The following is a 26,346-nucleotide window of genomic DNA, read 5'->3' as shown; positions in this document are numbered from 1 at the left end:
ATTTTTTAGTCGGAAAGCATCTGCTCAAGATTTGTACGAGGAACAAAGCTAATTAGTTTCAGATAGTTACCTCATCGGCCCAGCAAAGCGGCCGTGGCACGAAGCTTGCGACATCCGCCTCGGGCTCCGCCGATCCGGCGAAGCGGCGAGATAAGCGGCGGTTTGGCCGCCAGAGGGAGCAGGCAATGGATTTTGGCAGGATTTCACGACGTCATCTTTTGCAGGGGAGCGCGGCACTCACTCTTGGCTCGGCGCTGGGCGTGCGATCGGCTTTTGCCGCCGACACCACCATCGGCTTCATCTATGTCGGCTCGCGCGATGACTACGGCTACAACCAGGCCCATGCGCAAGGTGCCGCGGCCTTGAAGAAGCTGCCGGGCATCAAGGTGGTCGAGGAGGAGAAAGTCCCCGAGACCGACGCAGTCGAGAAGACCATGGAGTCCATGATCAATCTCGATGGCGCGACGCTGCTGTTCCCGACCTCGTTCGGCTACTACAACCCGCACATGATCAAGATGGCGCAGAAGTACCCGAAGCTCCACTTCGAGCACTGCGGCGGCCTCTGGACTGACAAGGACCCGAAGAACGCCGGCAGCTATTTCGGCTATATCGACGAGGCGCAGTACATCTCCGGCATCGTCGCCGGCTATACGACCAAGAGCGGCAAGCTCGGTTTTGTCGCGGCAAAACCGATCCCGCAGGTCTTGCGCAACATCAACGCCTTCACCCTCGGCGCCAGGCTCGCCAACCCGAAGGCGACCACGCAGGTGATCTTCACCGGCGACTGGTCGATGCCGGTCAAGGAAGCCGAGGCCACCAACAGCCTGATCGACCAGGGCGTGGATGTGCTGACCTGCCATGTCGACGGTCCGAAGACGGTGGTGGAGAACGCCGCACGGCGCGGCGCCTTCGTCTGCGGCTACCATGTCAACCAGTCGCCGCTCGCGCCGAAGGCCTATCTGACCGGCGCCGAGTGGAATTGGGAGGCGCTCTATCCGAAATTCGTCAAGATGATTACCTCCGGCGAAGGCATCCCGAACTTCTATCGCGGCGGCCTGAAGGAGGAGATCGTCAAGGTCTCGCCTTACGGTGAAGCGGTCTCGGCCGAAGCCCGCAAGCACGCCGACGACATCAAGGCCAAGCTCACCGAGGGCAGCTACACCATTTTCAAGGGCCCGATCAGCGACAACAAGGGCAAGGTGGTGATTGCCTCCGGCGTCGAGCGCGGCCAGAAGGATCCCGAGCTCGAGAAGATGGATTACCTGGTCGAGGGCGTGATCGGAGCCACTTCATGACCACGGACGTGGCGGACGGCGCAGAGGCGGTCGCCGTTGCGCCGGCCGCCGATCCGGGCTTTCTGCAGCGCCACGGCGGCACCATCGAGTATGTCTTGATCCCGGGCGCGGCGCTGGTCGGCGCGCTCATCGTCTTCGGCGCCTTCGTCGCGGTGTCGGGCAAGAATCCGCTCGATCTGTATTTCTACATGTACTACGGCGCGTTCGGCACCTGGTTCTCCTGGCAGAACACGCTGACACGCGCCGCGCCGCTGATCCTGACCGCGCTGTGTACGGCGTTGCCGGCGCAGCTCGGCATGGTCATCATCGGCGGCGAAGGCGCGCTTCTGATCGGCGCGCTGACGGCGACGTCCGCCGCGCTCGCGCTGCAGTCGATGCCGCCGCTGGTGGTGCAGCTCGCCATGGCCGCAGCCGGCATGATCGGCGGCGGATTGTGGATCTCGCTCTCGGGCGGCTTGCGGCAGTACCGCGGCGTCAACGAGACCATCTCCAGCCTGCTCCTGGTCTACATCGCGCTTGCCATCCTCAACCATCTGGTCGAGGGCCCGATGCGCGATCCCGCGAGCCTCAACAAGCCTTCGACGCGCGAGATCGGTGCCGCCAACATGATCGGCAGCATACCCGGCACGGAGGTGCATTGGGGCCTGGTGTTCGGGCTGATCGCCGCTGTTGCCTCCTACATCCTGATCTATCACACCACCTTCGGCTTTGCCGCGCGGGTCGCGGGCGGCAACATTCGCGCCGCGAAAATCGTCGGCCTCTCCGTCGGCAAGCTGATCATGACCATCTGCTTCCTCGCCGGCAGCTGCGCCGGCCTTGCGGGCATGGTCGAGGTCGCCGCCGTGCAGGGCCGCACCAATGCCAACCTCGCCGCCGGCTATGGCTTCACCGGCATTCTCGTGGCGTTCCTGGCGCGGCAGAACCCGCTCGCCATCATTCCCGTGGCGATCCTGCTTGGCGGCATCAGTGCGAGCGGCGGGCTGTTGCAGCGCCGGCTTGGCCTGCCCGATGCGTCGGTGCTGGTGCTGCAGGGGATCATCTTCGTGTTCGTGCTGGCGAGCGACGCGCTCTATGGGCGGATCGGCTTTCTGAAAGGGAAATCTTAGGGATGGCGGACGCTGGAATCGGACTCTGGACCGTGCCGCTCGCCGTGTTCGGCGGGGCCATTCGCGTCTCCACGCCCTTCCTGTTCGTGAGCCTGGGCGAATGCATCACCGAGCGCTCGGGGCGCATCAATCTCGGCCTCGAGGGCACGCTGGTGATGGGGGCGATGAGCGCCTATGGCATCTCCTATCTCACGGGCTCGCCCTGGCTCGGCGTGCTCGCGGCCGGCATCACCGGCGCCTTGATGGGCGCGCTGCATGCCGGCATCTGCTCGCTGCCGCGGGTCAACGACATCGCGGTCGGCATTGCGCTGATGCTTTTCGGCACCGGGCTCGCCTTCTATCTCGGCAAGCCGTTGATCGAGCCGACCGCGGCGCGATTGCCCGCGATCGACTTCGGCTGGTGGAGCGGTATCCCGCAGCTGCAGGCGGCGCTGCGCATCAATGTCCTGTTCCTGATCGGCGTGGCGCTGGCGCCCCTGCTGCATTGGGCGTTCCGCACCACGCGCTGGGGCCTCCTGATCCGCACCGCAGGCGAGAGCGCAGACGCCGCGCGCGCCATGGGCCATTCGGTGCTCGCAATCCGCCTGCGCGCCACCATGGTCGGCGGCTTCCTCGCCGGCATCGGCGGCTCGTTCCTGTCGCTGTTCTATCCCGGCAGCTGGAACGAGGGCCTCTCTTCCGGCCAGGGCATCACCGCAGTTGCGCTCGTGATCTTCGCGCGCTGGGACCCGATGCTGTGCCTGTGGGCCTCGCTCGCCTTCGGCGGCGCCGCCGCGCTGGGCCCGGCGCTGCAGTCTGTCGGCGTGACCTCGGGCTATCATCTGTTCAACGCCGCGCCCTACATCCTGACGCTTCTGATCATGATCATCACCTGCTCGCCCAAGCGCACGCTATCAGGTGCGCCGGCCGAGCTATCGATCACACGATGACGACAGTGCCAATAAAAGCGAGACGCACATGAGCGAGCGCTATATCAAGTCCGAGCCCTATGCCTGGCCCTATAATGGCGACCTGCGGCCTGAGAACACGGCGCTGATCATCATCGACATGCAGACCGATTTCTGCGGCATCGGCGGCTATGTCGACAAGATGGGCTACGACATTTCGATGACCCGGGCGCCGATCGAGCCGATCAAGCGGCTGCTCGCGACCATGCGCGACAAGGGCTATCACATCATCCACACCCGCGAGGGCCATCGCCCCGATCTCACTGATCTTCCCGCCAACAAGCGCTGGCGCTCGCGCCAGATCGGCGCCGGGATCGGCGACCCCGGCCCATGCGGGCGCGTCCTGGTGCGCGGCGAGCCCGGCTGGGAGATCATTCCGGAGCTGGCCCCCCTTCCCGGCGAGCCGATCATCGACAAGCCCGGCAAGGGCTCGTTCTGCGCCACCGACCTTGAATTGATGCTGCGGCTGCGGGCTATCCAGAACATCGTGCTGACGGGCATCACCACCGATGTCTGCGTCCACACCACCATGCGCGAGGCCAATGACCGCGGCTTTGAATGCGTGCTGGTCGCGGACTGCTGCGCGGCGACCGACAAGGATAATCACGATCATGCGCTGAAGATGATCAAGATGCAGGGCGGCGTGTTCGGCGCGGTCACGACATCAGGCGACCTGATCGGGGCCATCGCGTGATCATCGGCGAGATACCGCATCCCGAAGGCACCTTCGGTGTCGACGCCATCGCCATGACCATGCGCTTTGGCGACTTCCTGGCGCTCGACAATGTCGAGCTCAAGGTCCGTCCCGCCACCTTCCATGCGCTGCTAGGGGAGAACGGCGCGGGCAAGTCGACGCTGGTCAAATGCATCATGGGCTATTACCACGCCACCCAAGGCGACGTGCTGGTCGCAGGGCGCGAGCAGATCATCGCCAACCCGAAACAGGCGCACGCGCTCGGGCTCGGCATGGTCTACCAGCATTTTACGCTGGTCCCGGCCATGACGGTCGCCGAGAATCTGGTGCTGGCGCGTGATGACGTGCCGGCGGTTGTCGACTGGGGCAAGGAGACAAGGGAGCTCGAGGCGTTCCTGTCGCGGATGCCGTTCCGCGTGCCGCTTAACGCCAAGGTCTCGGGCATCTCCGCCGGCGAGCGGCAGAAATGCGAGATTCTCAAGCAGCTCTATCTCAAGCGACGCTTCCTCATCCTGGACGAGCCGACCTCGGTGCTGACGCCAGGCGAGGCCGACGAAGTCCTCGGCATGCTGCGCGCCATGGTGGTCAAGGGCGAGCTGACCATCCTGATGATCACCCACAAATTCCGCGAGGTGATGGCCTTCGCCGACGAGGTGACGATCCTGCGGCGAGGCAAGCTCGCAGGCAAGGGCAAGGTCTCCGAGCTCACGCCCGACGACATGGCGCGCACCATGATCGGCGCGGAGGAATTGACCATCCAGCCCGCGCGCACCGGCGAGGTCGGCGCTGCGCGGCTCGAATTGGACGGACTGGTCGCCCTTGATGATGCCGGCGCCATTGCCGTCAACAACGTCTCGCTCGCGGTCCGCGCAGGCGAGATCGTCGGCATTGCCGGCGTGTCCGGCAACGGCCAGCGCCAGCTGGTCGAGGTGCTCGCCGGCCAGCGCGAGGCGGAAAGCGGCGACGTCCGTGTCGCGGGCGATCCCTACCACGCGGCGCGCGAGGAGATGCGGCGGCACCGGATGTCGCTGCTGCCGGAGGAGCCGCTGAAGAACGCCTGCGTCGGCGGCATGAGCGTCGCCGACAACATCGCGTTCCGCGAGTTCGACCGCGCGCCCTTTGCCAGCGGCGGCTGGTGGCTGAAGAAGTCGGCCTTTCGCGAGGATGCCAAGAAGAAGATCGCGCGATATAAAATCAAAACCCGAACGCCCGACACGCCGATCGCGGCATTGTCGGGCGGCAATGTGCAGCGCGCGGTGCTGGCGCGCGAGCTTGGCGGCGATGTCGAGGTGCTGATCGCCGCCAATCCCTGCTTCGGTCTTGATTTCGCGGCGGTTGCGCAGATCCATGCTGAGATCATGGCCGCGCGAAACCGCGGCGCTGCCGTGCTCTTGGTCAGCGAGGATCTGGACGAGCTCTTGGAATTGTCGGATCGTCTGGTCGTGATGTTCCACGGCCAGTTGGTCTATGAGGCGCGCGCCAGCGAAGCCGATTTGACCGAGATTGGCCGCCATATGGCAGGCCATTGATGTCCGAGCTGAGCGAGCGCGACGCGCATTTCTTGAGGCGGTCCTTCGACGTCGCCCGCCGCTCCATGACCCATGGCAACCATCCATTCGGCGCCATCCTCGTCGACAGCGACGGCAAGGTGCTGCTGGAGAGCGAGAACGGCTATATGCCCGCGCACGACGGCACCGCGCATGCGGAGCGGCTGCTGGCCACGGAAGCCTGCCGGACCTTGTCAAAGGACGTGCTGGCTCAGTCGACACTCTATTCCTCCGCCGAACCCTGCGCGATGTGCGCGGGCGCCATGTACTGGGCCGGCATCGGCCGCCTGGTCTATGGCCTGAGCGAGCATCGGCTGCGCGGCATCACCGGCAACCATCCGGAAAACCCGACGCTCGACCTGCCATGCCGGGAGGTCTTCAAGAGCGGACAGCGGCCGACGGAGGTGGTGGGGCCGTTGCTGGAGGATGAAGCGGCGGCGTTGCATGACGGGGTGTGGAAGAAATAACGCTGTGAGTTCGACGCGGGACATCTCACCACCGCTCTGTCCAGCGTCCCGACAAAGCCAGAGTCGGGCTCGTAACACGCCATACCGCCGTTGCGCGATTGCCGACGATAGCCGCCTTGCCTGCCGGTCGATTCCGACCATGAGCGTCGGGCTGATACCGCCGCGGGCAGTCAAGAGCCGATAGCCCGCTTCTCCGAATCGTGAGAAAGTGTACCGCTGCCGACTCCCCGGCATTCTCGTGCAGGTGGAGCAGCCGCTCCGCAGCATCCGAAGCGACATGGAATCGCTTCGGCAATAACGCCCAAAATCAACCGTCCATGAGATGAATTCCCCTGATTTGCAGATCAAAGCAGCCTGGAAGCCGTCTGGCTCAGATCGGTCGATGGCGATTGCTGTTTTTGCATTGCTGACGGCTGCCTCGCTACTCCCGGTTTTTCTCACCCCCATTCCGGCGATGGTAGATTATCCGAACCATCTCGCCCGCATGTATATTCTCAGCCATGCCGGTGCTGCCGATGCCAACCCGTATTACGAGGTGACCTGGGCGCTCTATCCCAATCTGGCGATGGATTTGCTGGTCCCGCAGCTGGCGCGACTGACGGGCGTGGAAGATGCCACCCGGCTGTTTCTGCTATTCAGTCAGCTCCTGATCGTCGGCGGCGCACTTGCGCTTGAACGAGTCATCAAGGGGCGTGTCCATATCGCCGGCTTCGCGGCACTCATGTTCCTCTACAGTTTGCCGTTCAGCTGGGGCTTTGTGAATTTTGAATTTGGTCTGGGCCTGGCGCTCTGGGGCATCGCAACCAACCTGCTGGTTAAGGAACGTGCATGGCCGATTCGTCTCGTCGTCAACGCGGTTTTCGTTACGGCGCTGTTTGCTGCGCACTTCTTTTCGCTCGGCATCTATGGCGCGACGCTTGGACTGTATGAGCTCTGGCGTGCCTACGATCGAGGCGCGCCGTACCGCGACGCCATCTTGCGGCTCGTACTGCTCGCGGTACCGGCCGTAGCGCTGCTCGAACTCATGCGACTGACCGCTGGCTCAATCGGAAGTGAGGGCACGACCTGGTTCTTCGCATTGAAGCCGCTCTGGCTGTTTCGCATCATGAACGGCTACAATTTGACCGTTTCGGCAGCAAGTGCGTTGGCGCTGGCGGCCTCATTGTATGTTGCAGTCAAGCGTGACGTTCTGAAGTTCGAGCCGGCGGGGATCTGGCTCGCGATCGGCTTTGGGCTTTTATATCTTGCAATCCCCTCGAAGCTGCTCGGCACGTCATTTGTCGACCTCCGCGTGATCCCCGCGGCGGCTTTGATCCTGCCGGCCTTCTGCTCACTGTCGCTGCCCAGCAGGCGATGGACCGTTGCGGCACTCACCGCTGTCACCGGCATCACGGTTGCCAACCTGGCGATCACATACGTGGTCTGGCTCCCCCATCGCGCGGACTATGCGGCCATCATCTCGTCATTCCGCAAGATCGAGCGCGGTTCGCGGGTGCTCGTCGGCGGCACCGGCAAAGGAGAGGACCCGCCATTTAACGACCTCACGCAGTATCCGATGTTCTACGCGCCGACTCTGGCGGTTCACTACGCCGGCGCCTTTGTGCCGAACCTGTTCACTGCGGTAGGAAAGCAACCCGTGCAGGCGCGCGCCGCTGTCCGGCGCCTCGCGATCCCCTATGGCGGGCCGATGCCGATAGGCGTGCTTGCCGAAATCGCCACGGGCCAGGCGCCGCCCGACGCTCCGCCTTTCATCCGCACCTGGTATCGGGATTACGACTACCTCTACGTGCTTGGCCCCCATGTGGCGAACCCGCTGCCGGACCTGCTGGAGGAATTGGACACGTCCACGCGCTTTGTTCTGTATAAAATCCGGCGCACGCACTAGCTCGCCATCATAGAAACCGGCGAAAAAGCGAAGAACCCGAACGTCCTTAACGGTTGCCGCAAGGCCGCCTTAACTATCCCTGTCTAGACTTCCGCCCATTCAATGGGTGGCACCTCTCAGATGTCCGAGCCGATCAGCTACAGCATCGTTATACCCGTGTTCAACGAGGAAGCTGTGCTGCCGGTGCTGCTGCGCCGCCTCGAGCAACTGCTCAGCCGATTCCAGCGGCCGGCGGAGGTGATTTTTGTCGATGATGGCAGTCGCGATTCCGGGCCTATCGTGCTGCAAGCACTCGCCAAGCGCGACCCGCGCTTCCGTTATATCGGCCTGTCGCGCAATTTCGGCCACCAGATCGCCATTACAGCCGGCATGGACGCGGCGCAAGGCAAGGCGATCATCGTCATGGACGCCGACCTGCAGGATCCCCCTGAGGTCGTCGAGCAAATGATTGCAAAATGGCAGGAAGGTTACGACGTCGTCTATGCGCGCCGTCTGTCTCGGGCCGGCGAAAGCCGGTTCAAGCGCTCCACCGCCCATTTGTTCTATCGGCTGCTCGGCATCATGACCTCGGTCGCAATCCCGGTCGACGTCGGTGACTTCCGGCTCATCGACCGCAAGGTACTCGACGTGCTCCGCCGCATGCCGGAGCAGGACCGCTTCGTGCGCGGCATGATCGCCTGGCTGGGCTTCCGGCAAACCGAAGTGGCCTTCCATCGCCTCGAACGCGCCGCCGGCGAAACCAAATATCCGCTGTTCAAGATGACACGGCTGGCTGTGAACGGCGTGCTCGGCTTTTCTGACGCGCCGTTACGCCTGGCGATCTGGTGCGGCCTCGCGGTGAGCGGCCTGGCAGTCCTCTACGGTTGCTGGGTGCTGGTGTTGTGGATGAGCAATGACAGCCGTCTTGTCGCCGGCTGGTCCTCGACCATTGTCATCATTTCGCTGCTCTGCGGCATGAATATGCTGATGACCGGCATCGTCGGACTTTATGTCGGCCGCATCCACGCCGAGGCGAAGCGCCGTCCGCTCTATGTCGTGCAGCAGCGGGAAGGCTTTGAGCGCGACCAAGCAGTGGTACCGCACGGCGCGCTTCATGCCTTGCACGAATAAGGTACGACGGCATGGCTGAATTGTTCGACAACTACCGCGACAACTACCGGGACGTGGTCCAGTCCTCGATCGATTTCTCCGGCCTGTCGCACAGTTTCTTCATGCGCGCCAAGGCCGACCTGTTGCGCGAGTTGATCGCGGGGCGTCTCGGAGCGGAAAAGCCTGCAATGCTCGACGTCGGCTGCGGCGTCGGCAGCCTGCATCCCATGCTGCGCGGCATCGTCGGCCGCCTGAGCGGGATTGATGTCTCCCTGGAAAGCATTCTGCAGGCGCGCGCCGACAACCCCGACGGCGACTACCGCGCCTTCGACGGCAACAGCTTTCCTTTCGACGACGCCAGCTTCGATCTGGTGACGGCGATCTGCGTGCTGCACCATGTCGCCCCCACAGCACGGGGGCGTCTCGTCAATGAGATGCGGCGCGTTGCGCGGCCCGGAGGGCTCGTCTGCATCATTGAGCACAATCCGTTCAATCCGCTGACGCGTCTTGCCGTTGCGCGATGCGAATTTGACCGCGATGCCATCCTGCTCGGCGCCGGCAATGCGCGGAGATTGCTGGCGGGCAGCGGCTTGCGCGAGACCGGCGCAAGCCACTTCCTGTTGCTGCCCTGGGCGACGAAGCCCGCGCGCCGCATCGAAGGCGCCTTGAGCAAGATCCCGCTCGGGGCGCAATACGCCGCTTTCGGGACCGCCTGAGCTTAGTGCTTCGGAGCAGCCAGCCGCTTGTGCACGACGGCCACGTCATCGCCGTAGACGCGCTGCCAGTCAGGCAGGCGATCGAGCAGCGCCACCGCCGGCGTGCTTGGCTGAAGCAGCGTCGCCTCGATCTTGTACTGGTCCAGCAGCCGAAGAAAATCGTTCAGGTCGGCCAGCGATACGTCGAGATTGTAGCGCTCGATGAACGGTCCGCCAAAGAGTTCACCGCGGCCGTCAATGAATGTCGGAATACCGGCGAAGATCAGATAGCCGCCGAACGTATAATCGTTGAGCACGGGTCCCGCATTGGCAAGACCGGCAGCGGCGATCGCCGTCTCCGGGGTATTGCGCCGGTCAGGGCGCATATCGCGCACCTGCGCCAAAGCGGTCGCCGCGATCATCACGGCCAACACGGCCAGCTTCAATCCGCGCGCCGGGCCGGCAGCGTCATCCCTGGTCGCAGCGCCGAACTGCCGCGCCAGCGGCGCCGCCAGGTAAAGCGGCGCCAGCATCGCCAGCAGATCAATATTGCGCGCCTGGGCCAGCGCAAAATGCAGCAGCCCGAGCACCACCAGCACCCGCACCGCCGGTAACCTCACCCCGCGTGACAAGCCGAGCAGGCCCGCCAACAGCAGCAACTCGAAGGCGCTGACATGGCTGAAGTCCTGCGGCCGCCATTCCTGGATCCAGTTGAGCCCACGGCCAAGACCGAGCGTCGTAAACGGCATCAGCAACGTCTCCGCCCCGTAGGGCGTCAGGCAACACGCTGCAATTGCCAAAGCCGTGAACGGCAGCCAGCGCATCAGCACGCGGGGCCATTCGTTGCGGGTTTCGGCCAGCACCTGTTCGAGGACGGCCGGTCCGATCAGCCCGAGTCCCAACACAACGCTGCCGTGCAGATTGGCCCATAGCACCAGCAGCGGGAGCGCCCAATAGGGCGGCGGCGCACGCCGGTCCATGCAGTCCACAAGCGCGGCCGTCCAGATGACCATGACCGGTAATGTCAACACGTGCGGCCGCGCCAGCATGTGCGGCGCCAATAGAACGATTGCCGCTACGACAATGAGCAGTGCCGGCATCGGCGGGAGTTTTCGCAGCAGGACATGCATCTGCAGACCGAGCGCAAGCGCGATCATCGCCGACGCCAGCGTCACGGTACCGCCCCAGCCGGACAACGCATACACCGCCGCGTAGATGACTTCCGACAGCCATTCGAAGGCGATCCAGGGCGCGCCGTGCATGGAGAAGGAAAACAGGTCGCTGGTCGGCAGGCTGCCGTGCGCCAATATCCAGCTGCCGACCGCGACGTGAGAATAACTGTCCGGATCGTTTAATAGACGCGGCCCGAGTGTCAGCAGCAGGCCATAGACCGCCGCGCCCACGAGCCAAGGCAGCAACGCTTGCGCCGGAAACGGCTTGGCCGCGCTATCGATGGCCTCATCGCTCATGGCAGCAAAGTAAGGCGGCAGGATTAAACCTTTGTTACCATTCGCGGTGCCCATACGGAGGGACTCGGTGTTGGAATCGCAATGACTTGGTTGCGTCGGCGAGTTGATTGCCTCGCGCATCATCCCAAAAAAATGGCGCCGCGATTGCTCGCGGCGCCATCACTGATGGTCCAACCGATCAGAACTTCACGGTGACGCCGGTGTAGACCGTCGACTCGGTACAGGTGTGGTTGCTCACGCCGGGCGCAACGTTGCAGGCGGTGCTGGCGGAATGATCGAGGCCGAACTTGTTCTGCCAGTAACGATAGGCGACCCAGACGTCGACGAAGTGGGTGAACTTCGGACCCCAGATCGCCTTTGAGGCATCGAAGGTCAGGCGGATCGGCTCGGAGTTGAACTCCACGGCGGTGGACGTGCTCGGAAGCGGAGCGTTCTCGCCACCCTTCTTGCCGTACCAGGCCGCGCGGCCGCTGATCGACCAGAACTGCATGTTCTCGGGCAGGAAGCCGAGGTCCATGTAGTAGTTGGTTTCGACCGCCCAGGTCGGGTCGAATCTGCGGTTGCCGTCGACCAGGCAGTTCACGCCGGGCACGGCTGCTGCGGGCAATTGCCAGCCGGCGCCGCACTGGGTGAAGGCGTTGCGATTGGCGAACTCGTAGTACATCAAAGGCGCGACGTTGAAGAAGCCCTTGTACGGCAGGTCGAACTGGAACTGCAGACCGGCGACGAAGTCACGCTTGGCCGGCGACAAATAATTGTTCTCGGTGTTGCCGTCCATGCCGACTTCGAACGAAATGTTGTGCAGCGGACCCATGGTGAACTGCTTGGTGCCGAACAGTTCGTTCCAGCCGAAGGTCGAGCGGAACAGGCCGTAGATCTCGGTTGCGCCTTCGCAGGACGCCGAGACCGTGGCGAAGCCGGCCAGCGGCGAGGTGATCGAGCCGGCGTTGGTGCACGGATTGGCCGGATCGTTGTGATCCGACTTGAACATCGAGATGGTGAAGAAGTTGGTGCCGTACTGCCAGATATCGAAGTGCGTGAACGAGTAGACCTGCTTTGCGGTCGCACCGTTGATCGAGCCGTCCGGACGCACCGAGAAGACACCGGGATCGGTGCCCTTCGGCATCCAGGAGAAGCTGACGCGGTCATCGATCAGGATGAACCAGGGAAGATCGGGCGCCTTCTTCACCGCCTTGACCGGCAAGTCCGCGGCCTTGGCGAGCCCGGTGGAAGCAAGCGCCGCCAGTGACAGCGCCGCGGCTGCAATGGCTGTTTTAACGAAAGACATAAGAGATACCCCCAAGTTGACGAGCGGACGATCACGGCCCTGAATGTGACACTTGCGCCGTTCGTCGCACTGGAGAAGCCTGATCTTTCTCCAGCCGCTGCCACGAGTTTCAGCAAAGACACGGCCTCGTATACGCGTGCGGGCTTGGCGGGGCCCGGTTTGCGGCAGCGAATTCAAGCCGGGTGCGAAACATTGCCGGCTGGAAATATTCTGATTTTGCTCAACATTTTTCTCGGACCCATTCTGGGGCGAGCGCGAAGGCGGATCGAAAAATCACTTTTCGATGGGTTCGCGAACAATTGAAAACTGTTGCTCAGGTGTTGAGCAGCGCTGATTTGGCGGTTCCGATTTGCGCCGAACGTCACAATTCTGCAACAGCCGGTGCAGTGGCGAGGAGCCGCCAAGTACCCTCAGAGCACACCAGCGCCTCCCTTCGAATTGGCCGGTGAACGCTGCCAAAGATTTGGGCAACGCTGGCGCTTTTTCGTTAGTTACAGCACGCTCCAAACTAGCCCAGTATTCGGGCACTCATCTCTCGTTCATGTGATCGCGATGCTCGATTCCACGTCCGGCCGGCTTGATTCAGGCGAAATTCCGCTGCTGCAAACCAAGCGGCTGACCAAGCGCTACGGCGATTTTCTCGCCAATGACGCCGTCGATATCGAGATCCGCCCGCACGAGATTCACGCCCTTCTCGGCGAGAACGGCGCCGGCAAGTCGACGCTGGTGAAAATGATCTACGGGCTGATCCAGCCGAGCGATGGCGAGATGCTCTGGCAGGGCGACAAGATGATACTGGCGGGCCCGTCGGACGCCCGCAGGCGCGGCATCGGCATGGTGTTCCAGCACTTCTCGCTGTTCGAGAATCTGACTGTTGCGGAGAACGTGGCGCTCGGTCTCGACGGCCGGGAATCGTTCAAGGAGATGTCGAAACGACTGACGCAGGTATCCGCCGATTACGGACTGCCGCTCGATCCGAGGCGCGAGGTCTGGCAGCTCTCAGTCGGCGAACGCCAGCGCATCGAGATCGTGCGCGCACTGATGCAGAACCCGAAATTCCTGATCCTGGACGAGCCGACCGCGGTGCTGACGCCGCAGGAGGCCGATCAGCTGTTCGTCGTGCTCAACCGGTTGAAGGAGGAAGGCCGCGCCATCCTCTATATCAGCCACAAGCTCGAGGAGGTGAAGCGGCTGTGCGACACCGCGACCATCCTGCGCGGCGGCAGGAAGATCGCGACCTGCAACCCGAAGCTCGAGACGGCATCTTCGCTGGCGCGCATGATGGTCGGCAGCGAGATCAAGGAGGTCAAGGCGCCGGCGGGACGGAAGACCACCATCCCGCGCCTTGTCGCCATGGACCTCAATCTCGAGCCGGACGATCCCCACGGTGTGCGGCTGAAGAACATCTCGTTCGAGCTGAAGGGCGGCGAGATCCTCGGCATCGCCGGCGTCGCCGGCAACGGGCAGGATGAGCTGTTCGCCGCCCTGTCGGGCGAGCGGCGAGCCAGGGATCCCGGCAATGTCGTGATCGAGGGCATTGCCGCGGGGCATATGACGATCACCCAGCGCCGCAAGCTCGGCGCGGCCTTCGTGCCGGAGGAGCGGCTCGGCCACGGCACCGCGCCGCGCATGAAGCTGTCGGAAAATGCCCTCCTCACGGGCCACGCGGCCAGCGGCATGGTCAAGCGCGGTTTCGTCAACACCGCAGCGACGCTTGCAACCGTGGACCGCGCTACCGAGACCTTCGATGTGCGCAAAGCCAAGCGCGATCCGGAGGCTGCGAGCCTCTCCGGCGGCAATTTGCAGAAATTCGTCGTGGGACGTGAGATCCTGCGCAATCCGGGCGTGCTGGTGGTGAGCCAGCCGACCTGGGGCGTCGACGCCGGCGCCGCCGCCGTAATCCGCCAGGCGCTGCTCGATCTCGCAGCTCAAGGGGCCGCGGTGCTGGTCACGAGCCAGGACCTCGACGAACTCACCGAGATCGCCGACCGCATCGCCGTGATGTTTCACGGCACACTGTCGGCCCCACTCGCGACGCGTGAGGCCACGCGCGAAAAACTCGGCCTTCTAATGGGCGGCAGCAGCCTGGAACAAAAGGACTCCGCGCATGCACTTGGTGCTTGAGAAGCGCGCCGAGCGATCGAGGACGATCGCGCTGGTCTCGCCCCTGATCGCGATCGGGCTTACCATCGTCACCATGAGCATCCTGTTCGCGATGCTCGGCAAGAACCCGCTGTCCGCGCTTGCGGTCTACTTCATCGATCCCCTGACCGACAGCTATTCGCTGCAGGAAATCGCGGTGAAGGCAACCCCGCTGGTGATGATCGCGATCGGCTTGGCGCTGTGTTATCTCGCCAATGCCTGGAACATCGGCGCCGAGGGCCAGTTCCTGATCGGCGCCGTCGCCGGCAGCTGGATCGCGGTGAAAACCCAAGGCACCGACGCGGGCGCCTGGGTATTACCAGCGATGCTGCTACTCGGCGCGGGCGCGGGCGCGCTCTATGCGCTGATCCCCGCGATCTGCAAGGTGAGGTTCGGCGCGAGCGAGATCCTGACCAGCCTGATGCTCGTCTATGTCGCCGACCTCTTCCTTGACTATCTCGTCCGCGGCCCCTGGCGCGATCCGAACGGCTTCAATTTTCCGACCACCGCCGACTTCGACTCCGTCGCAACCGTGCCGGTGCTGATCCAGGGCGGGCGCCTGCATCTCGGCGCTATCATTGCCCTCGTCGTCGTCGCAGCAGCCGCCGTGCTGCTCGGGCGCACCATCAAGGGCTTCGAGATCCGCGTGGTTGGCGCGGCCCCGCGCGCAGCGCGGTTCGGCGGCTTCAATGCCAATCAGCTGATCCTTTTGACCTTCGCCGTGTCGGGCGCGCTCGCGGGGCTTGCAGGGATCATCGAGGTGGCGGGACCGGTCGGCCATCTGCAGCCGGGCATCTCGCCGGGCTACGGATTTACCGCAATCATTGTTGCATTCCTCGGCCGGCTCAACCCGATTGGAATATTAATTGCAGGGCTTTTCCTCGCACTCACTTTCATCGGCGGCGAACAGGCCCAGATTGCAATGAAGATCCCGCTGGATGTCACCAAGGTATTTCAGGGCATTCTGCTGTTCTACGTACTCGCCTGCGACAGCCTCATTCTCTACCGCTTCCGGCTCGTCTCCACATCGCGACAGGTGGCAAGTGGAACTCGTTGAGGCCATCATCCTGTCGGTGCTGGCAGCATCGACGCCGCTATTGATCGCGGCCACCGGCGAATTGGTGACCGAGCGCTCCGGCGTGCTCAATCTCGGGGTCGAGGGCATGATGATCATGGGCGCGGCCTGCGGCTTCGCCGGCGCCTGGCTCTCCGGCTCCATCATCATCGGCGCGCTCTGCGGCATCATCGCCGGCGTTTTGATGTCGCTGATCTTTGCCGCGATGACGCTTGGGCTCGCCGTCAACCAGGTCGCAACGGGGCTTGCACTCACCATTCTCGGCGTCGGACTATCAGGCCTGATCGGCGCCGGCTTTGTTGGCGAGCGGATCACGCCCGCACCGCACCTCTATCTCCCCATGCTGACAGATATGCCCCTGATCGGGCGCATCCTGTTCGGCGAGGATGGATTCGTGTATCTCTCGCTCGCGCTGGTCCTTGGCGTATCCTGGTTCCTGTACCGGACTCGCGCGGGGCTCGTGCTGCGCGCCTGCGGCGACAATCACATCTCGGCGCATGCGCTCGGCTATCCCGTGCTGCGCATCCGCCTGCTCGCGGTGATGTTTGGTGGCGCCTGCGCAGGCCTTGCCGGCGCCTATCTGCCGCTTGCGTACACACCCTTCTTCATTCCCGGGATGACCGCGGGCCGCGGCTGGATCGCGCTCGCGCTTGTCGTGTTCGCGTCCTGGCTGCCGGGGCGGCTGGTGATCGGCGCCTATCTGTTCGGCGCGGTTTCGATCCTGCAATTGCATGCGCAGGGGGCCGGCATCGGCATCCCCTCGCAATTCATGTCGGCGCTGCCCTATCTGGCGACCGTCATCGTGCTGGTGCTGCTTTCGCGCGCCCGCACCGGCGGCTCGACCGCGCCCGCCGCGCTCGGGACCGTTTTCGTGCCGGACCGCTGACCACCGTTTTCCGGACCTGCGCGATGGGGGCGCCATGTCCGGAGCTAAAAGGTTCACCCCGAACGTTTGGAGATTGATCATGAGGAAAACAATTTTTGCGGCCGCAGCTGCGCTTCTGCTTGCGGGCAGTATTGGCGCGGCTCACGCCGCCGACAAGCTGAAGGTCGGCTTCATCTATCTCGGCCCGGTCGGCGATCTCGGCTGGACCTACCAGCACGAGCTGGCGCGGCAGGCGCTGGTGAAGGAGCTCGGCGACAAGATCGAAACCACGTATCTGGAAAACGTGCCCGAAGGTCCCGACGCCGAACGCGCCATCGAGCAGCTCGTCCGCGCCGGCAACAAGCTGATCTTCACGACGTCGTTCGGCTACATGGATCCGACGCTGAAGGTGGCGAAGAAATATCCCAACGTGCATTTCGAGCACGCCACCGGCTATAAGCGCGAAGCCAACATGGCGACCTATTCGTCGAAATGGTACCAGGGCCGCTACATCCAGGGCATCATCGCGGCGAAGATGTCCAAGACCGGCGTGCTCGGCTATATCGGCTCGTTCCCGATCCCGGAAGTGATCTCCGGCATCAACGCCACCATGCTGGGCGCACAGACGATCAACCCGAACATCAAGGTGAAGATCATCTGGGCGAACTCCTGGTTCGACCCGGGCAAGGAAGCGGATGCGGCCAAGGCGCTGCTTGATCAGGGCGCCGACATCATCATGCAGCACACCGACTCACCGGCGCCGATGCAGGTCGCAGCCGAGCGCGGCAAGCTCGCCTTCGGCCAGGACTCGGAGATGATCAAGTTCGGCCCGAAAGCGCAGCTGACGTCGATCATGGACACCTGGGCCCCCTACTACATCGCCCGCGTCAAGGCCGAGCTCGACGGCACCTGGAAATCAACGGACACCTGGGGCGGGCTCGACAGCAAGATGTTCGAGATGGCGCCCTATACCAACATGCCCGACGACGTGAAGAAGCTCGCCGAGGACACCCAGGCCGCGATCACCGCCGGCAAGCTCAATCCCTTCAAGTGCCCGATCAAGGCGCAGGACGGCTCGGATGTGGAATGCAAGGGCGGCGATCATCTGGCCGATGGTCAGATCCTCGGCATGAATTTCTATGTCAAGGGTATCGACGACAAGATTCCGGGCAAGTAAGCTGGACCATCAGCGCGGTTCTCCTCCAAGAGCAAAGGCCCGGACGGCAACGTCCGGGCCTTTCGCTTGTGCCGCTCCTCGCCGTCAGCCCGCCTGCATCGCCCGCGCCGCGGCGCTGTGGCGACGGATCAGCTCGGGGACATCGAGCCCGGGAATGGCGCCGTCGATCACGGCCCATTTGCCCGCCACCATCACCCGGTCGGCGCGATGCGCGCCGCACAGCACCACCGCGGCTACGGGATCGCCATGGCCGGAGAACCGCAAATCGTCGAGCTTGTAGAGCGCGAGGTCCGCGGCCTTGCCGACGGCGATCTCGCCAAGTTCGGGTCGGCCGACGCAGGCCGCCGAGCCGCGGGTCACCCAGCGCAGCGCGTCCTTGTGGCTGACCTTGAGCACGCCGTAACGCGCCCGCTGCAGCAGGAAGGCCGCGCGCACCTCCTGCATCAGATTGGACGCGTCGTTTGAGGCGGAGCCGTCGACACCAAGCCCGATGCCGACGCCCGCCTCCTCCATCTCACAGACCGGGCAGCAGCCGGACGCCAGCAGCTGGTTGCTGCAGGCGCAATGACTGATGGTCGTCCCCGCCCGCCCAAGCCGCTTCATCTCCGCGGCATTGAAGAAGATGCCATGCGCGAGCCAAGTGCGGGAATTGAGCCAGCCGCATTGCTCGAGATAATCGAGCGGCCGGCAATTGTGGATCTGCTCACAGAATTTGTTCTCGTCCTCGGTCTCCGCGAGATGGGTATGCAGCCGGACGTCGAGCTTTTCGGCAAGCTCGGCGGTCTTGCGCATCAACGAGGTCGTCACCGAAAATGGCGAGCATGGCGCCAGCGCGATCTGCACCATTGCCTCCTCGCCGCGCTGGTGATGTTTTGCTACGACACGCGCACTATCGGCGAGGATGGTATCTTCGTCCTGCACGACACTGTCAGGCGGCAAGCCGCCGTCCCGCTGCGAGCGGTTCATCGAGCCGCGCGTCAACAAGACGCGCATGCCGAGCCGTTTTGCTACCGCAACCTCGATGTCGACGGCATCCTCGAGGCCGGACGGGAAGACATAGTGATGATCGGTCGTGGTGGTGCAGCCGGACAGGAGCAATTCGGACATGGCCACGGTGACGCCAAGCTCCAGCCGTTCCGGCGTCAGCCGCGCCCAAACCGGATAGAGCGCCTGCAGCCAGGGAAACAATTCGCGATCCATCGCCGCCGGCAGCGCGCGCGTCAGCGTCTGGTAGAAGTGGTGATGGGTGTTGATGAGCCCGGGCAGCACCACATGCTGGCTGGCGTCAAATGTCGCCATGCCCGCAGCTGTGGGCGTGCCGCCGGCCGGGACCAGCTCGACGATCTTGCCGCCCTTCACCACAACGCCGCGCTCGGCGCCGTCGGCAAAAATGCCGACGGGGTCCTTGATCCAGATCGCTTGCGTTTGGTTCATCACGCGAGATCCTTTTTCCTCAAGCCCAACCAGCACCGTCATTCCGGGGCGGTCCGAAGGACCGAACCCGGAATCTCGAGAGTCCGGGTTCGCCTCTTCGAGGCGCCCCGGAATGACGGCGCTGCTCGCTATGGTTCGTTACACCTGCAATTCAAGGACCAGCCTCGAATTGGCGCCGGTCTTGCAAGACTGTTACAAGCAGAAGCATCAGGTTGAAAGCACTGAACTATCCATGGATTTGAACACGATCAAGGCGGTCGCGCGACCGCGGGCGCGGGGCGAGCTGCCCGTTTGGACGGCAGGCGACGCGTGGCTGGCCGGCGGGACCTGGCTGTTCTCGGAGCCACAGGCCCATTTGACCCGGCTGATCGACCTCGCCGACCTGAAATGGCCGCCGCTTTCGATCACCGCCGAGGGCCTGTCGATCGCCGCAACCTGCACCATCGCGCAGCTCGATGCGCTGGCCTGCCCGCCTGATTGGCTGGCGGCCCCGCTGATCAACCAATGCTGCCGGGCCTTCCTCGCCTCCTTCAAGATCTGGAAGACGGCAACCGTCGGGGGCAATCTCTGCATGTCGCTGCCGGCCGGCCCGATGATCTCGCTGACATCGGCGCTCGACGGCGTCTGCACCATCTGGGGCACTGACGGCAGCGAGCGCAAGGTCGCCGTGCTCGACTTCGTCACCGGCAACCAGCGCAATGTGCTCGCGAGAGGCGAGCTGCTGAGGCAGATCGACATCCCGCTCGCCGCATTGAAGCGGCGCTCGGCGTTCCGCCAGATCTCGCTCACGCCGGTCGGCCGCTCGGCCGCGCTGTTGATCGGCAGCGTCACCGCCGAGGGCGGCCTGCTGCTGACGGTGACCGCATCCACCAAGCGGCCGGTGCGCCTCGCATTCGGCACGATGCCCGGACCGCACGAATTGCGCGAGGCGATCCTGCAAGGGATTGGCGAGGCCGACTACCACGACGACATCCATGGCAAGCCGTTCTGGCGCAAGCATATGACGCTGCGGCTCGCCGAAGAGATCCGGTCCGAGATCTCCAGCGCGGGAGCGCGGCCATGAGTTTTGAGATCAACGGCAAGGCGTTTTCGCAAACACCGCGCGCGGGCCAATGCCTGCGCACCTTCCTGCGCGAACTCGGCCATTTCGGCGTGAAGAAGGGCTGCGACGCCGGCGATTGCGGCGCCTGCACCGTGCTGCTCGATGGCGAGCCGGTGCACAGCTGTCTCATTCCGGCGTTTCGCGCCGAAGGGCATGCGGTGACGACCATCGAGGGCCTTGGCTCCGATGGCAAAGTGCATCCGATGCAGCAGGCGTTCCTCGACGCGCAGGGCTTCCAGTGCGGCTTCTGCACGGCCGGCATGATCCTGACCTGCGCGTCGCTGAACCAGGCGCAGCGCCAGGATCTCGGCGCAGCGCTGAAGGGCAACATCTGCCGCTGCACCGGCTATCGCGCGATCGAGGATGCGCTCGACGGCAAGACCAATATCGAGGAGGTCGCAGCCGGCGAAGCATTCGGCCGCAGCCTCCCCGCGCCTGCCGGCCCGCTGGTGGTGCGAGGGGCAGCGCGCTACACCTTCGACACCGATATCGATGGCCTGCTTCATATCAAGCTCGCGCGCTCGCCGCATCCGCATGCCAGGATCAAGTCGATCGACAAGACGGCCGCGCTGAGCGTCCCCGGTGTCGTCGCGGTGCTGACTTACGAGGACTCCCCTAGCCGTCTGTTCTCCACCGCGCGACATGAGAAGGCCTGGATGGACCCGGACGATACGCTCGTGCTGGATCGCGTCGTCCGCTTCATCGGGCAGCGGATCGCGGCCGTGCTCGCGGAGACCGAAGCGGCAGCGGAGGAAGCCGTCCGCAAGCTGGACATCGATTACGAGATCCTGCCTGCCGTATTCGATCCTGCGCAGGCTGTCGCGCCGGGCGCGCCGGTGATCCATCCCGCCCGGACCACGGAGCAACGTGTCGCCAACGCGGCGCGCAACATCGTGGCCGAAGCGCATGGCGAGTTCGGCGACGTCGCGACGGCGCTCGCCAATTCCGCGGCGACGTTCGAGGGCACCTTCACCACCCAGCGCGTCCAGCACGCCGCGCTGGAGACGCATGGCGGCCTCGCCTGGGTCGGCGACGACGGCGTCCTGACCGTGCGCTCGAGCACGCAGGTCCCGTTCCTGACCCGGCGCGCGCTCACCGAAATCTTTGGTCTCGCGCCCGAAAAAGTGCGCGTATTCTGCGAGCGCGTCGGCGGCGGGTTCGGCGGCAAGCAGGAGATGTTCGTCGAGGACATTCTGGCGCTGGCCGCGCTGAAGACGGGCCGACCGGTGAAGCTCGAATTGACCCGCGAAGAGCAGTTCATCGCGACCTCGACGCGGCATCCGATGCGCGTCACCGTCAAGGCCGGTGCCGACAAGGACGGCAAGCTAACCGCGCTCCATCTCGACGTGCTCTCCAATACCGGCGCGTACGGCAATCATGCCGGCCCCGTGCTGTTCCACGCCTGCGGCGAAAGCATCGGCGTGTACAACTGCCCGAACAAGAAGGTCGATGCCGTCGTCGCCTACACCAACACGGTGCCGTCAGGCGCCTTCCGCGGCTACGGGCTGCCGCAAACCTTGTTCGCGGTCGAAGCTGCGATCGACGAACTGGCGAAACAGCTCGGCATCAGCCCTTATGACATGCGCCGGCGCAACGTGGTGAAGCCCGGCGATGCCATGCTGTCGCCGCAAGGCTATGGCGAGAGCGATGTGCTCTACGGCTCCTATGGCCTCGACCAGTGCCTCGACCTGGTCGAGCGCGCGATGCAGGCGGAGACGCCGAATGCCGATCTCCCGCCGGACTGGCTGATCGGCGAAGGCATTGCGCTCACCATGATCGACACCGTGCCGCCGGACGGACATATCGCGGACACGACCATAGCACTCAACGACGACGGCACCTTCGATCTCGTGGTCGGCACGGCGGAGTTCGGCAATGGCACCAGCACGGTGCATCGCCAGATCGCGGCGTCGGCGCTGGCGACGACCGTCGATCACATCCGCCTGCGGCAGTCCGACACGGCCAATGGCGGCCATGACACCGGCGCCTACGGCTCGACCGGCACTTTCGTCGCTGGGCTTGCGACCCAGCACGCGGCGGAGATGCTGGCTAGCGAATTGAAGGCGTTTGCTGCGGCAGCAGTGGGAGCCGATGTTGCGACCTGCAAGCTCGAGACCGAATCCGCGGTCTGCGGCGCCAAGCGGCTCACCTATGCTGCGCTGGCGGCAATCGCACGCCAGCAGGGCGTGAGGCTTGCGGCCACCGGCAATTCCGGCGGCACGCCGCGTTCGGTTGCCTTCAATGTGCAGGGGTTTCGCGTCGCGGTGAACAAGGGCACCGGACAGCTCAGGATTCTCAAGAGCGTGCAGGCGGCCGATGCCGGCCGCGTCGCCAATCCCATGCAGTGCCGCGGCCAGGTCGAGGGCGGCGTGGCGCAGTCGCTTGGGGCTGCGCTGTACGAGGAGATGATCGTCGACCAGGGCGGCCGGATCATCAACCCGCGCTTCCGCGACTATCACCTGCCGCAATTTGCCGACGTGCCGCGCACCGAGGTGCTGTTCGCCGACACCTACGATACGATCGGGCCGATGGGCGCGAAGTCGATGAGCGAGAGCCCGTACAATCCGGTTGCTGCCGCACTCGGCAATGCCATCGCCAATGCCACCGGCATTCGCTTCACAGAGGTGCCGTTCAAGCCGGACCGGCTGTTTCCGCAGCTCAAGGAGAAGTTCGGCGAGACGACGTGATCATGACGGTCGTGGCCGCATGTTTCACCTCTCCCGAAGGGAGAGGTGGGAGCGCATCGAAAGATGCGATCCGGGTGAGGGGTTATGGTCCCTCGTGAGACCTGCAGCCCCTCACCCGGATTGCGCTCCGCGCAATCCGACCTCTCCCCGCTGGGGAGAGGTGTAGGAAGCACGATCTCAGCTCCCCCGATATGTCGCGTAGCTCCAGGGGGTGACGAGCAGCGGCACATGGAGATGGCCTTCCGGCTCGCTCACGGCAAAGCGCAGCGGGATGTCGTCGAGGAAAGGTGGATCGGCCATCGGCACGCCGCGGGACGCGAAGTACTTGCCGACGGAAAATCTCAGCTCATAGCGGCCGATCGGCACTGGCCGGCCGCCGATCAGGGGCGCATCGGTGCGGCCGTCGGAATTGGTGATCGCGCGCGTGACCACGCGGGAAAGGCCGAGCTCGGACAATTCCGTCAGGACGAGCTCGATGCCGGGCGCCGGCTTGCCGTTGTGATTGTCGAGCACATGGGTCGAGAGCCGGCCGTGCACCTTCAAGCGGTCGTCGGCGCCCACCAGCTGGTCGAGGCGCAGCGCGGCAATGCGGAAGATCTCGTCGATCGAGCGCTGCATCTCGGTCCCGGTATCGTTCGGCAGGCGGAGCTCGAAATCGCGCAGGATGGATTCCTTGGTCTGGCGGCGCACGCAGACAATATAGGGGAAGCCGAACTTGGCGCGGTAGGCATTGTTGACGCGCTCGAACGCCTCATACTCGGCGTCCGACAGGCGATCGAGGCCTGCGCTGTTCTGCTCGGCGCTGGATTCCGCAGTGAGCCCCGCCGCGCGCTGGGTCTTGTCGGCGAGATCGGGATGGGCCTTGATCAGTGCGAGCTTGAGCTCCGGCGGCGCGTGATCAACGGCTGCCTTCATAGCATCGAACAGCTGCACGATGCCGGCAAACGGCCTGAAGGAGGCGGCCTGCTCGGCAATCCACGGCGAATATTCGAAGACGTTGGCTAGCTTCGCGACGAAATCGGTCTTGCCGGCGGCGTTCAATTCCGAAAGCGGGATCTGCGACATGAGCTATCCGATATCGAATGCGCCTTCGGCAAGATGGGCGAGCTTTGCGTGCCAGTGCTCGGCGATTTGTAGCCGCGTCGGCACCCAGACCCGGTCGTGCTTGCCGATGTAATCGAGAAAGCGCATCAGCGATGCGGCACGGCCGGGTCGGCCGACCACGCGGCAATGCAGACCGACCGACATCATCTTGGGCTGGGTCTCGCCCTCGGCGTAGAGCACGTCAAAGCTGTCCTTCAGATAGGTGAAGAACTCGTCGCCCCCGCCGAACCCTTGTGCGTTGATGAAGCGCATGTCGTTGGCATCGAGCGTATAGGGGATGATCAGCTGCGGCGCGGTCGGGCCCTTGATCCAGTAGGGCAGATCGTCGGCATAGGAATCGCAGAGATACATCAGACCGCCGGCCTCCATCAGCAGGCGATTGGTGTTGATAGTGGAACGGCCGGTGTACCAGCCGCGCGGGCGCTCGCCGGTCGCCTCGGTGTGGACGCGGATGGCCTCGGCAATCTCCGCGCGCTCGCGCGCTTCCGACATGTCCTTGTGCTCGATCCATTTCAGGCCGTGGCTGGCGATGTCCCAGGAAGCCTCCTTCATCGCGGCCACGACTTCGGGATTGCGCTTCAGCGCGGTCGCCACACCAAACACGGTCGTCGGAAGCCCGCGCTCGGTGAAGATCCGCCACAATCGCCAGAAGCCTGCGCGCGAGCCGTATTCGAACATCGACTCGATATTGGCATGGCGCTTTCCCGGCCAAGGCTGCGTGCCCAGCACGTCGGACAGGAAGGCCTCCGACGCCGCATCGCCATGCAGGATGTTGTTCTCGCCGCCTTCCTCGAAATTCACCACGAACTGCACGGCGACGCGGGCGCTGCCGGGCCAGTGCGGATGCGGCGGATTGCGGCCGTAGCCGCGCAGGTCGCGAGGATACGGGGCGTCCGCCATCACACCATCTCGAAGCGGATCTTCTGCGCGCCCTGCCACAGCACGGTCTTGCCCAGCGCGGGAAGATTCTCCAGCCCCGAGGTCAGCGTGATGAAATGATTGCCGGCGAGCTGGCCCATCTTGCTGGCGAAATGCACGCCGCCATAGGCGAGCAGGATCTCGGTCTCACTGATGCCGCCGGGATAGAGGATGATCTGGCCCGGCGCGGGATAGCTGGTGTGGTTCTCGTAGGTGACGCCGAAATCGAGGTCGCCGAGCGGCATCCACACGCCCTCGCCGCTCCAGCGCACATGGATCACCTGGCTCTCGAACGGCATGTGCTTCTTGAAAGCGGCGCAGGTCTTGGGCGCCAGCTGCTCCTCAAAGCGGGCATCGAAGGTGAAATCGCCGGCGCGGATAATCATTTGGCTCATGGATCGCTCTGTTAGCTCGTTCTCGTGGTCGACAATGTCAACTGCGGTATCCATTGCAGCGCTTCCTCAGCGGACGCAAGGACCCATTCCGGGCAGTCTCTGTTGGCAGCTCCTATTGATCCTGCCGTCGGTCGAAGGACCAGCCGAAAAGCCCGGTGCGCTGGGTCTCCTGCTCCGGCGGGGGTGCCGCCGGCGCGGGCTTGGCTTCGGCCTGCGGAGGTGTGGCTGCCGGTGGCGGTGGCGCGGGGATGTTGTCGCACTTCATGGAATAGACAAGCTCGCCATTGGCGGTGCGGCCGATCGGCGCGCAATTGTCGACGCGGGCAGCCGTGGCTGCTTTGGGCGTCAATCTCGTCTGCGCCGAGGCTGGAACGGCCATGGTCAAAGATGTCATCAGCAGCAGTGCCAGCGGCAATTTCTTCATTGATTTCGCCCACAAATCCAAGTTCCCGGCATTGAACCGGATCGCGCCAGCGAAGTCCATCAGCAGGCGCGCCCTGAATGCCGAATATTTAACCGAAATGGGTGCCTGACCAACAAATTTGCTCGCCGCTTCGTGATGCAGGATGGCGTGAGATTCGTCAGTGCGTGTCCCCATCTCCCACTCAAGCGCATGCTCATCCGCGCCCGTCTTCCAGACCCGCGGATCGCGCGCGCGAATCCGGGAGAACACACAATGAAGAAGACCGTACTGACAGTTCTGGCCTCTGTCGTGCTGGCCGGCGCGACCACAGCTGCGGCAACCGCACATGAGCGGTATCATGTCCGCACGTATCGCACCGCGCCGGTCGCGACCGAGCCGTTTGCCGATCCTTACGCCTATCGTGCCCTTGACTCCTATGCCTGGTCCTCCCCGTACCAGGACTACAGCTATTGGGCCTCGCGCCTCGAAGGCGGCGCGATCTCCGCACCGGCGGGGCAATAGACTGAGCGCGGCCTCAGCCGCTGTCGGCAATGTCGTCCCG

The 26,346-nt window shown here is 64.1% G+C and carries 24 protein-coding genes; 17 read left to right on the top strand and 7 right to left on the bottom strand.

The window, feature by feature from the left end; all coding sequences use genetic code 11:
• Positions 1 to 185 precede the first annotated feature (185 nt).
• From VFB05_RS05755 to VFB05_RS05715, 9 genes are all read left to right on the top strand, one after another.
• Positions 186 to 1,295: a BMP family ABC transporter substrate-binding protein gene (locus tag VFB05_RS05755; protein ID WP_325009759.1), complete on the top strand. Its 1,110-nt coding sequence runs from the start codon at positions 186 to 188 to the stop codon at positions 1,293 to 1,295.
• A complete protein-coding gene (locus VFB05_RS05750) occupies positions 1,292 to 2,401 on the top strand; it encodes an ABC transporter permease (protein ID WP_325009757.1) in 1,110 nt (369 codons plus the stop codon). Before VFB05_RS05755 ends, VFB05_RS05750 begins: the two co-directional genes overlap by 4 nt.
• A gap of 2 nt (positions 2,402 to 2,403) precedes the next feature.
• Positions 2,404 to 3,330: an ABC transporter permease gene (locus VFB05_RS05745; RefSeq protein WP_325009755.1), complete on the top strand. Its 927-nt coding sequence runs from the start codon at positions 2,404 to 2,406 to the stop codon at positions 3,328 to 3,330.
• Positions 3,331 to 3,358: 28 nt separating this feature from the next.
• Positions 3,359 to 4,042 (top strand): isochorismatase family cysteine hydrolase, encoded by a 684-nt coding sequence (locus VFB05_RS05740; protein WP_325009753.1) that lies wholly within the window; start codon positions 3,359 to 3,361, stop codon positions 4,040 to 4,042.
• Positions 4,039 to 5,571, top strand: a complete 1,533-nt coding sequence (locus VFB05_RS05735; protein WP_325009751.1) for an ABC transporter ATP-binding protein — start codon at positions 4,039 to 4,041, stop codon at positions 5,569 to 5,571. The genes VFB05_RS05740 and VFB05_RS05735 overlap by 4 nt, the downstream gene beginning before the upstream one ends.
• On the top strand, positions 5,571 to 6,056 hold the full coding sequence (locus VFB05_RS05730; RefSeq protein ID WP_325009749.1) for a nucleoside deaminase: 486 nt from the start codon (positions 5,571 to 5,573) through the stop codon (positions 6,054 to 6,056). Before VFB05_RS05735 ends, VFB05_RS05730 begins: the two co-directional genes overlap by 1 nt.
• A gap of 382 nt (positions 6,057 to 6,438) precedes the next feature.
• Complete coding sequence (locus VFB05_RS05725) at positions 6,439 to 7,941, top strand: hypothetical protein (protein ID WP_325009747.1); 1,503 nt, start codon at positions 6,439 to 6,441, stop codon at positions 7,939 to 7,941.
• A gap of 120 nt (positions 7,942 to 8,061) precedes the next feature.
• Positions 8,062 to 9,051, top strand: coding sequence for a glycosyltransferase family 2 protein (locus VFB05_RS05720; protein ID WP_325009745.1), 990 nt, complete (start codon positions 8,062 to 8,064; stop codon positions 9,049 to 9,051).
• An 11-nt stretch (positions 9,052 to 9,062) separates the two neighbouring features.
• Positions 9,063 to 9,746 (top strand): class I SAM-dependent methyltransferase, encoded by a 684-nt coding sequence (locus tag VFB05_RS05715; protein ID WP_325009743.1) that lies wholly within the window; start codon positions 9,063 to 9,065, stop codon positions 9,744 to 9,746.
• Positions 9,747 to 9,748: 2 nt separating this feature from the next.
• On the opposite strand, the gene VFB05_RS05710 is transcribed toward VFB05_RS05715, so the two are convergent.
• Both VFB05_RS05710 and VFB05_RS05705 read right to left on the bottom strand, forming a co-directional pair.
• The gene (locus VFB05_RS05710) at positions 9,749 to 11,248 is read right to left on the bottom strand and encodes a hypothetical protein (RefSeq protein WP_325009741.1); all 1,500 of its coding nucleotides are present in this window, start codon (positions 11,246 to 11,248) and stop codon (positions 9,749 to 9,751) included.
• A 124-nt stretch (positions 11,249 to 11,372) separates the two neighbouring features.
• Positions 11,373 to 12,482: a hypothetical protein gene (locus VFB05_RS05705; RefSeq protein WP_325009739.1), complete on the bottom strand. Its 1,110-nt coding sequence runs from the start codon at positions 12,480 to 12,482 to the stop codon at positions 11,373 to 11,375.
• Between the two features lie 552 nt (positions 12,483 to 13,034).
• On the opposite strand from VFB05_RS05705, the gene VFB05_RS05700 reads away from it, so the two are divergent.
• From VFB05_RS05700 to VFB05_RS05685, 4 genes are all read left to right on the top strand, one after another.
• Positions 13,035 to 14,606 carry an ABC transporter ATP-binding protein gene (locus tag VFB05_RS05700; RefSeq protein ID WP_325009736.1) on the top strand — a complete coding sequence of 524 codons (1,572 nt, stop codon included), beginning with the start codon at positions 13,035 to 13,037 and terminating at the stop codon, positions 14,604 to 14,606.
• Complete coding sequence (locus VFB05_RS05695; protein ID WP_325009734.1) at positions 14,590 to 15,681, top strand: ABC transporter permease; 1,092 nt, start codon at positions 14,590 to 14,592, stop codon at positions 15,679 to 15,681. The genes VFB05_RS05700 and VFB05_RS05695 overlap by 17 nt, the downstream gene beginning before the upstream one ends.
• The gene (locus tag VFB05_RS05690) at positions 15,668 to 16,585 is read left to right on the top strand and encodes an ABC transporter permease (protein WP_325009731.1); all 918 of its coding nucleotides are present in this window, start codon (positions 15,668 to 15,670) and stop codon (positions 16,583 to 16,585) included. Before VFB05_RS05695 ends, VFB05_RS05690 begins: the two co-directional genes overlap by 14 nt.
• Before the next feature lie 79 nt (positions 16,586 to 16,664).
• A complete protein-coding gene (locus tag VFB05_RS05685; RefSeq protein ID WP_325009729.1) occupies positions 16,665 to 17,741 on the top strand; it encodes a BMP family ABC transporter substrate-binding protein in 1,077 nt (358 codons plus the stop codon).
• 84 nt (positions 17,742 to 17,825) lie between these two features.
• On the opposite strand, the gene VFB05_RS05680 is transcribed toward VFB05_RS05685, so the two are convergent.
• Positions 17,826 to 19,175 (bottom strand): 8-oxoguanine deaminase, encoded by a 1,350-nt coding sequence (locus tag VFB05_RS05680; protein ID WP_325009727.1) that lies wholly within the window; start codon positions 19,173 to 19,175, stop codon positions 17,826 to 17,828.
• Between the two features lie 232 nt (positions 19,176 to 19,407).
• On the opposite strand from VFB05_RS05680, the gene VFB05_RS05675 reads away from it, so the two are divergent.
• Both VFB05_RS05675 and VFB05_RS05670 read left to right on the top strand, forming a co-directional pair.
• Complete coding sequence (locus tag VFB05_RS05675; RefSeq protein WP_325009725.1) at positions 19,408 to 20,238, top strand: FAD binding domain-containing protein; 831 nt, start codon at positions 19,408 to 19,410, stop codon at positions 20,236 to 20,238.
• Positions 20,235 to 22,964: a molybdopterin-dependent oxidoreductase gene (locus VFB05_RS05670; RefSeq protein ID WP_325009723.1), complete on the top strand. Its 2,730-nt coding sequence runs from the start codon at positions 20,235 to 20,237 to the stop codon at positions 22,962 to 22,964. The genes VFB05_RS05675 and VFB05_RS05670 overlap by 4 nt, the downstream gene beginning before the upstream one ends.
• Before the next feature lie 177 nt (positions 22,965 to 23,141).
• On the opposite strand, the gene uraD is transcribed toward VFB05_RS05670, so the two are convergent.
• From uraD to VFB05_RS05650, 4 genes are all read right to left on the bottom strand, one after another.
• Positions 23,142 to 24,029: a 2-oxo-4-hydroxy-4-carboxy-5-ureidoimidazoline decarboxylase gene (gene uraD, locus VFB05_RS05665; RefSeq protein WP_325009720.1), complete on the bottom strand. Its 888-nt coding sequence runs from the start codon at positions 24,027 to 24,029 to the stop codon at positions 23,142 to 23,144.
• A gap of 3 nt (positions 24,030 to 24,032) precedes the next feature.
• The gene (gene puuE, locus VFB05_RS05660) at positions 24,033 to 24,968 is read right to left on the bottom strand and encodes an allantoinase PuuE (RefSeq protein WP_325009718.1); all 936 of its coding nucleotides are present in this window, start codon (positions 24,966 to 24,968) and stop codon (positions 24,033 to 24,035) included.
• Positions 24,968 to 25,381 carry a DUF3830 family protein gene (locus VFB05_RS05655; protein ID WP_325009716.1) on the bottom strand — a complete coding sequence of 138 codons (414 nt, stop codon included), beginning with the start codon at positions 25,379 to 25,381 and terminating at the stop codon, positions 24,968 to 24,970. Before VFB05_RS05655 ends, puuE begins: the two co-directional genes overlap by 1 nt.
• Before the next feature lie 112 nt (positions 25,382 to 25,493).
• On the bottom strand, positions 25,494 to 25,760 hold the full coding sequence (locus VFB05_RS05650; protein ID WP_325009714.1) for a hypothetical protein: 267 nt from the start codon (positions 25,758 to 25,760) through the stop codon (positions 25,494 to 25,496).
• Between VFB05_RS05650 and VFB05_RS05645 the strand changes: the two genes are divergently transcribed.
• Together VFB05_RS05645 and VFB05_RS05640 are read left to right on the top strand one after the other, a co-directional pair.
• Positions 25,759 to 25,914, top strand: a complete 156-nt coding sequence (locus tag VFB05_RS05645) for a hypothetical protein (protein ID WP_325009712.1) — start codon at positions 25,759 to 25,761, stop codon at positions 25,912 to 25,914. The two genes, VFB05_RS05650 and VFB05_RS05645, sit on opposite strands and share 2 nt — an antisense overlap.
• Positions 25,915 to 26,057: 143 nt before the next feature.
• Positions 26,058 to 26,306 carry a hypothetical protein gene (locus VFB05_RS05640; RefSeq protein ID WP_325009710.1) on the top strand — a complete coding sequence of 83 codons (249 nt, stop codon included), beginning with the start codon at positions 26,058 to 26,060 and terminating at the stop codon, positions 26,304 to 26,306.
• Positions 26,307 to 26,346 lie beyond the last annotated feature (40 nt).

The organism is Bradyrhizobium sp. (genome assembly GCF_035652035.1).
Taxonomy (GTDB): Bacteria; Pseudomonadota; Alphaproteobacteria; order Rhizobiales; family Xanthobacteraceae; genus Bradyrhizobium.
The sequence above is the reverse complement of the archived record's forward strand: the minus strand, read 5'-3'. Positions and strand labels throughout refer to the sequence as shown.

Excerpts from the sequence above, each read along its gene's own strand:
- VFB05_RS05640 (WP_325009710.1), top strand. The coding sequence starts at position 26,058 with ATGAAGAAGACCGTACTGACAGTTCTGGCCTCTGTCGTGCTGGCCGGC.
- VFB05_RS05670 (WP_325009723.1), top strand. The coding sequence starts at position 20,235 with ATGAGTTTTGAGATCAACGGCAAGGCGTTTTCGCAAACACCGCGCGCG.
- VFB05_RS05680 (WP_325009727.1), bottom strand. The coding sequence starts at position 19,175 with ATGAACCAAACGCAAGCGATCTGGATCAAGGACCCCGTCGGCATTTTT.
- VFB05_RS05740 (WP_325009753.1), top strand. The coding sequence starts at position 3,359 with ATGAGCGAGCGCTATATCAAGTCCGAGCCCTATGCCTGGCCCTATAAT.
- VFB05_RS05755 (WP_325009759.1), top strand. The coding sequence starts at position 186 with ATGGATTTTGGCAGGATTTCACGACGTCATCTTTTGCAGGGGAGCGCG.
- VFB05_RS05685 (WP_325009729.1), top strand. The coding sequence starts at position 16,665 with ATGAGGAAAACAATTTTTGCGGCCGCAGCTGCGCTTCTGCTTGCGGGC.
- VFB05_RS05715 (WP_325009743.1), top strand. The coding sequence starts at position 9,063 with ATGGCTGAATTGTTCGACAACTACCGCGACAACTACCGGGACGTGGTC.
- VFB05_RS05720 (WP_325009745.1), top strand. The coding sequence starts at position 8,062 with ATGTCCGAGCCGATCAGCTACAGCATCGTTATACCCGTGTTCAACGAG.
- uraD (WP_325009720.1), bottom strand. The coding sequence starts at position 24,029 with ATGTCGCAGATCCCGCTTTCGGAATTGAACGCCGCCGGCAAGACCGAT.
- VFB05_RS05655 (WP_325009716.1), bottom strand. The coding sequence starts at position 25,381 with ATGAGCCAAATGATTATCCGCGCCGGCGATTTCACCTTCGATGCCCGC.
- VFB05_RS05705 (WP_325009739.1), bottom strand. The coding sequence starts at position 12,482 with ATGTCTTTCGTTAAAACAGCCATTGCAGCCGCGGCGCTGTCACTGGCG.
- VFB05_RS05695 (WP_325009734.1), top strand. The coding sequence starts at position 14,590 with ATGCACTTGGTGCTTGAGAAGCGCGCCGAGCGATCGAGGACGATCGCG.
- VFB05_RS05675 (WP_325009725.1), top strand. The coding sequence starts at position 19,408 with ATGGATTTGAACACGATCAAGGCGGTCGCGCGACCGCGGGCGCGGGGC.
- puuE (WP_325009718.1), bottom strand. The coding sequence starts at position 24,968 with ATGGCGGACGCCCCGTATCCTCGCGACCTGCGCGGCTACGGCCGCAAT.
- VFB05_RS05700 (WP_325009736.1), top strand. The coding sequence starts at position 13,035 with ATGCTCGATTCCACGTCCGGCCGGCTTGATTCAGGCGAAATTCCGCTG.
- VFB05_RS05750 (WP_325009757.1), top strand. The coding sequence starts at position 1,292 with ATGACCACGGACGTGGCGGACGGCGCAGAGGCGGTCGCCGTTGCGCCG.
- VFB05_RS05730 (WP_325009749.1), top strand. The coding sequence starts at position 5,571 with ATGTCCGAGCTGAGCGAGCGCGACGCGCATTTCTTGAGGCGGTCCTTC.
- VFB05_RS05745 (WP_325009755.1), top strand. The coding sequence starts at position 2,404 with ATGGCGGACGCTGGAATCGGACTCTGGACCGTGCCGCTCGCCGTGTTC.
- VFB05_RS05650 (WP_325009714.1), bottom strand. The coding sequence starts at position 25,760 with ATGGCCGTTCCAGCCTCGGCGCAGACGAGATTGACGCCCAAAGCAGCC.
- VFB05_RS05725 (WP_325009747.1), top strand. The coding sequence starts at position 6,439 with ATGGCGATTGCTGTTTTTGCATTGCTGACGGCTGCCTCGCTACTCCCG.
- VFB05_RS05710 (WP_325009741.1), bottom strand. The coding sequence starts at position 11,248 with ATGGGCACCGCGAATGGTAACAAAGGTTTAATCCTGCCGCCTTACTTT.
- VFB05_RS05645 (WP_325009712.1), top strand. The coding sequence starts at position 25,759 with ATGGTCAAAGATGTCATCAGCAGCAGTGCCAGCGGCAATTTCTTCATT.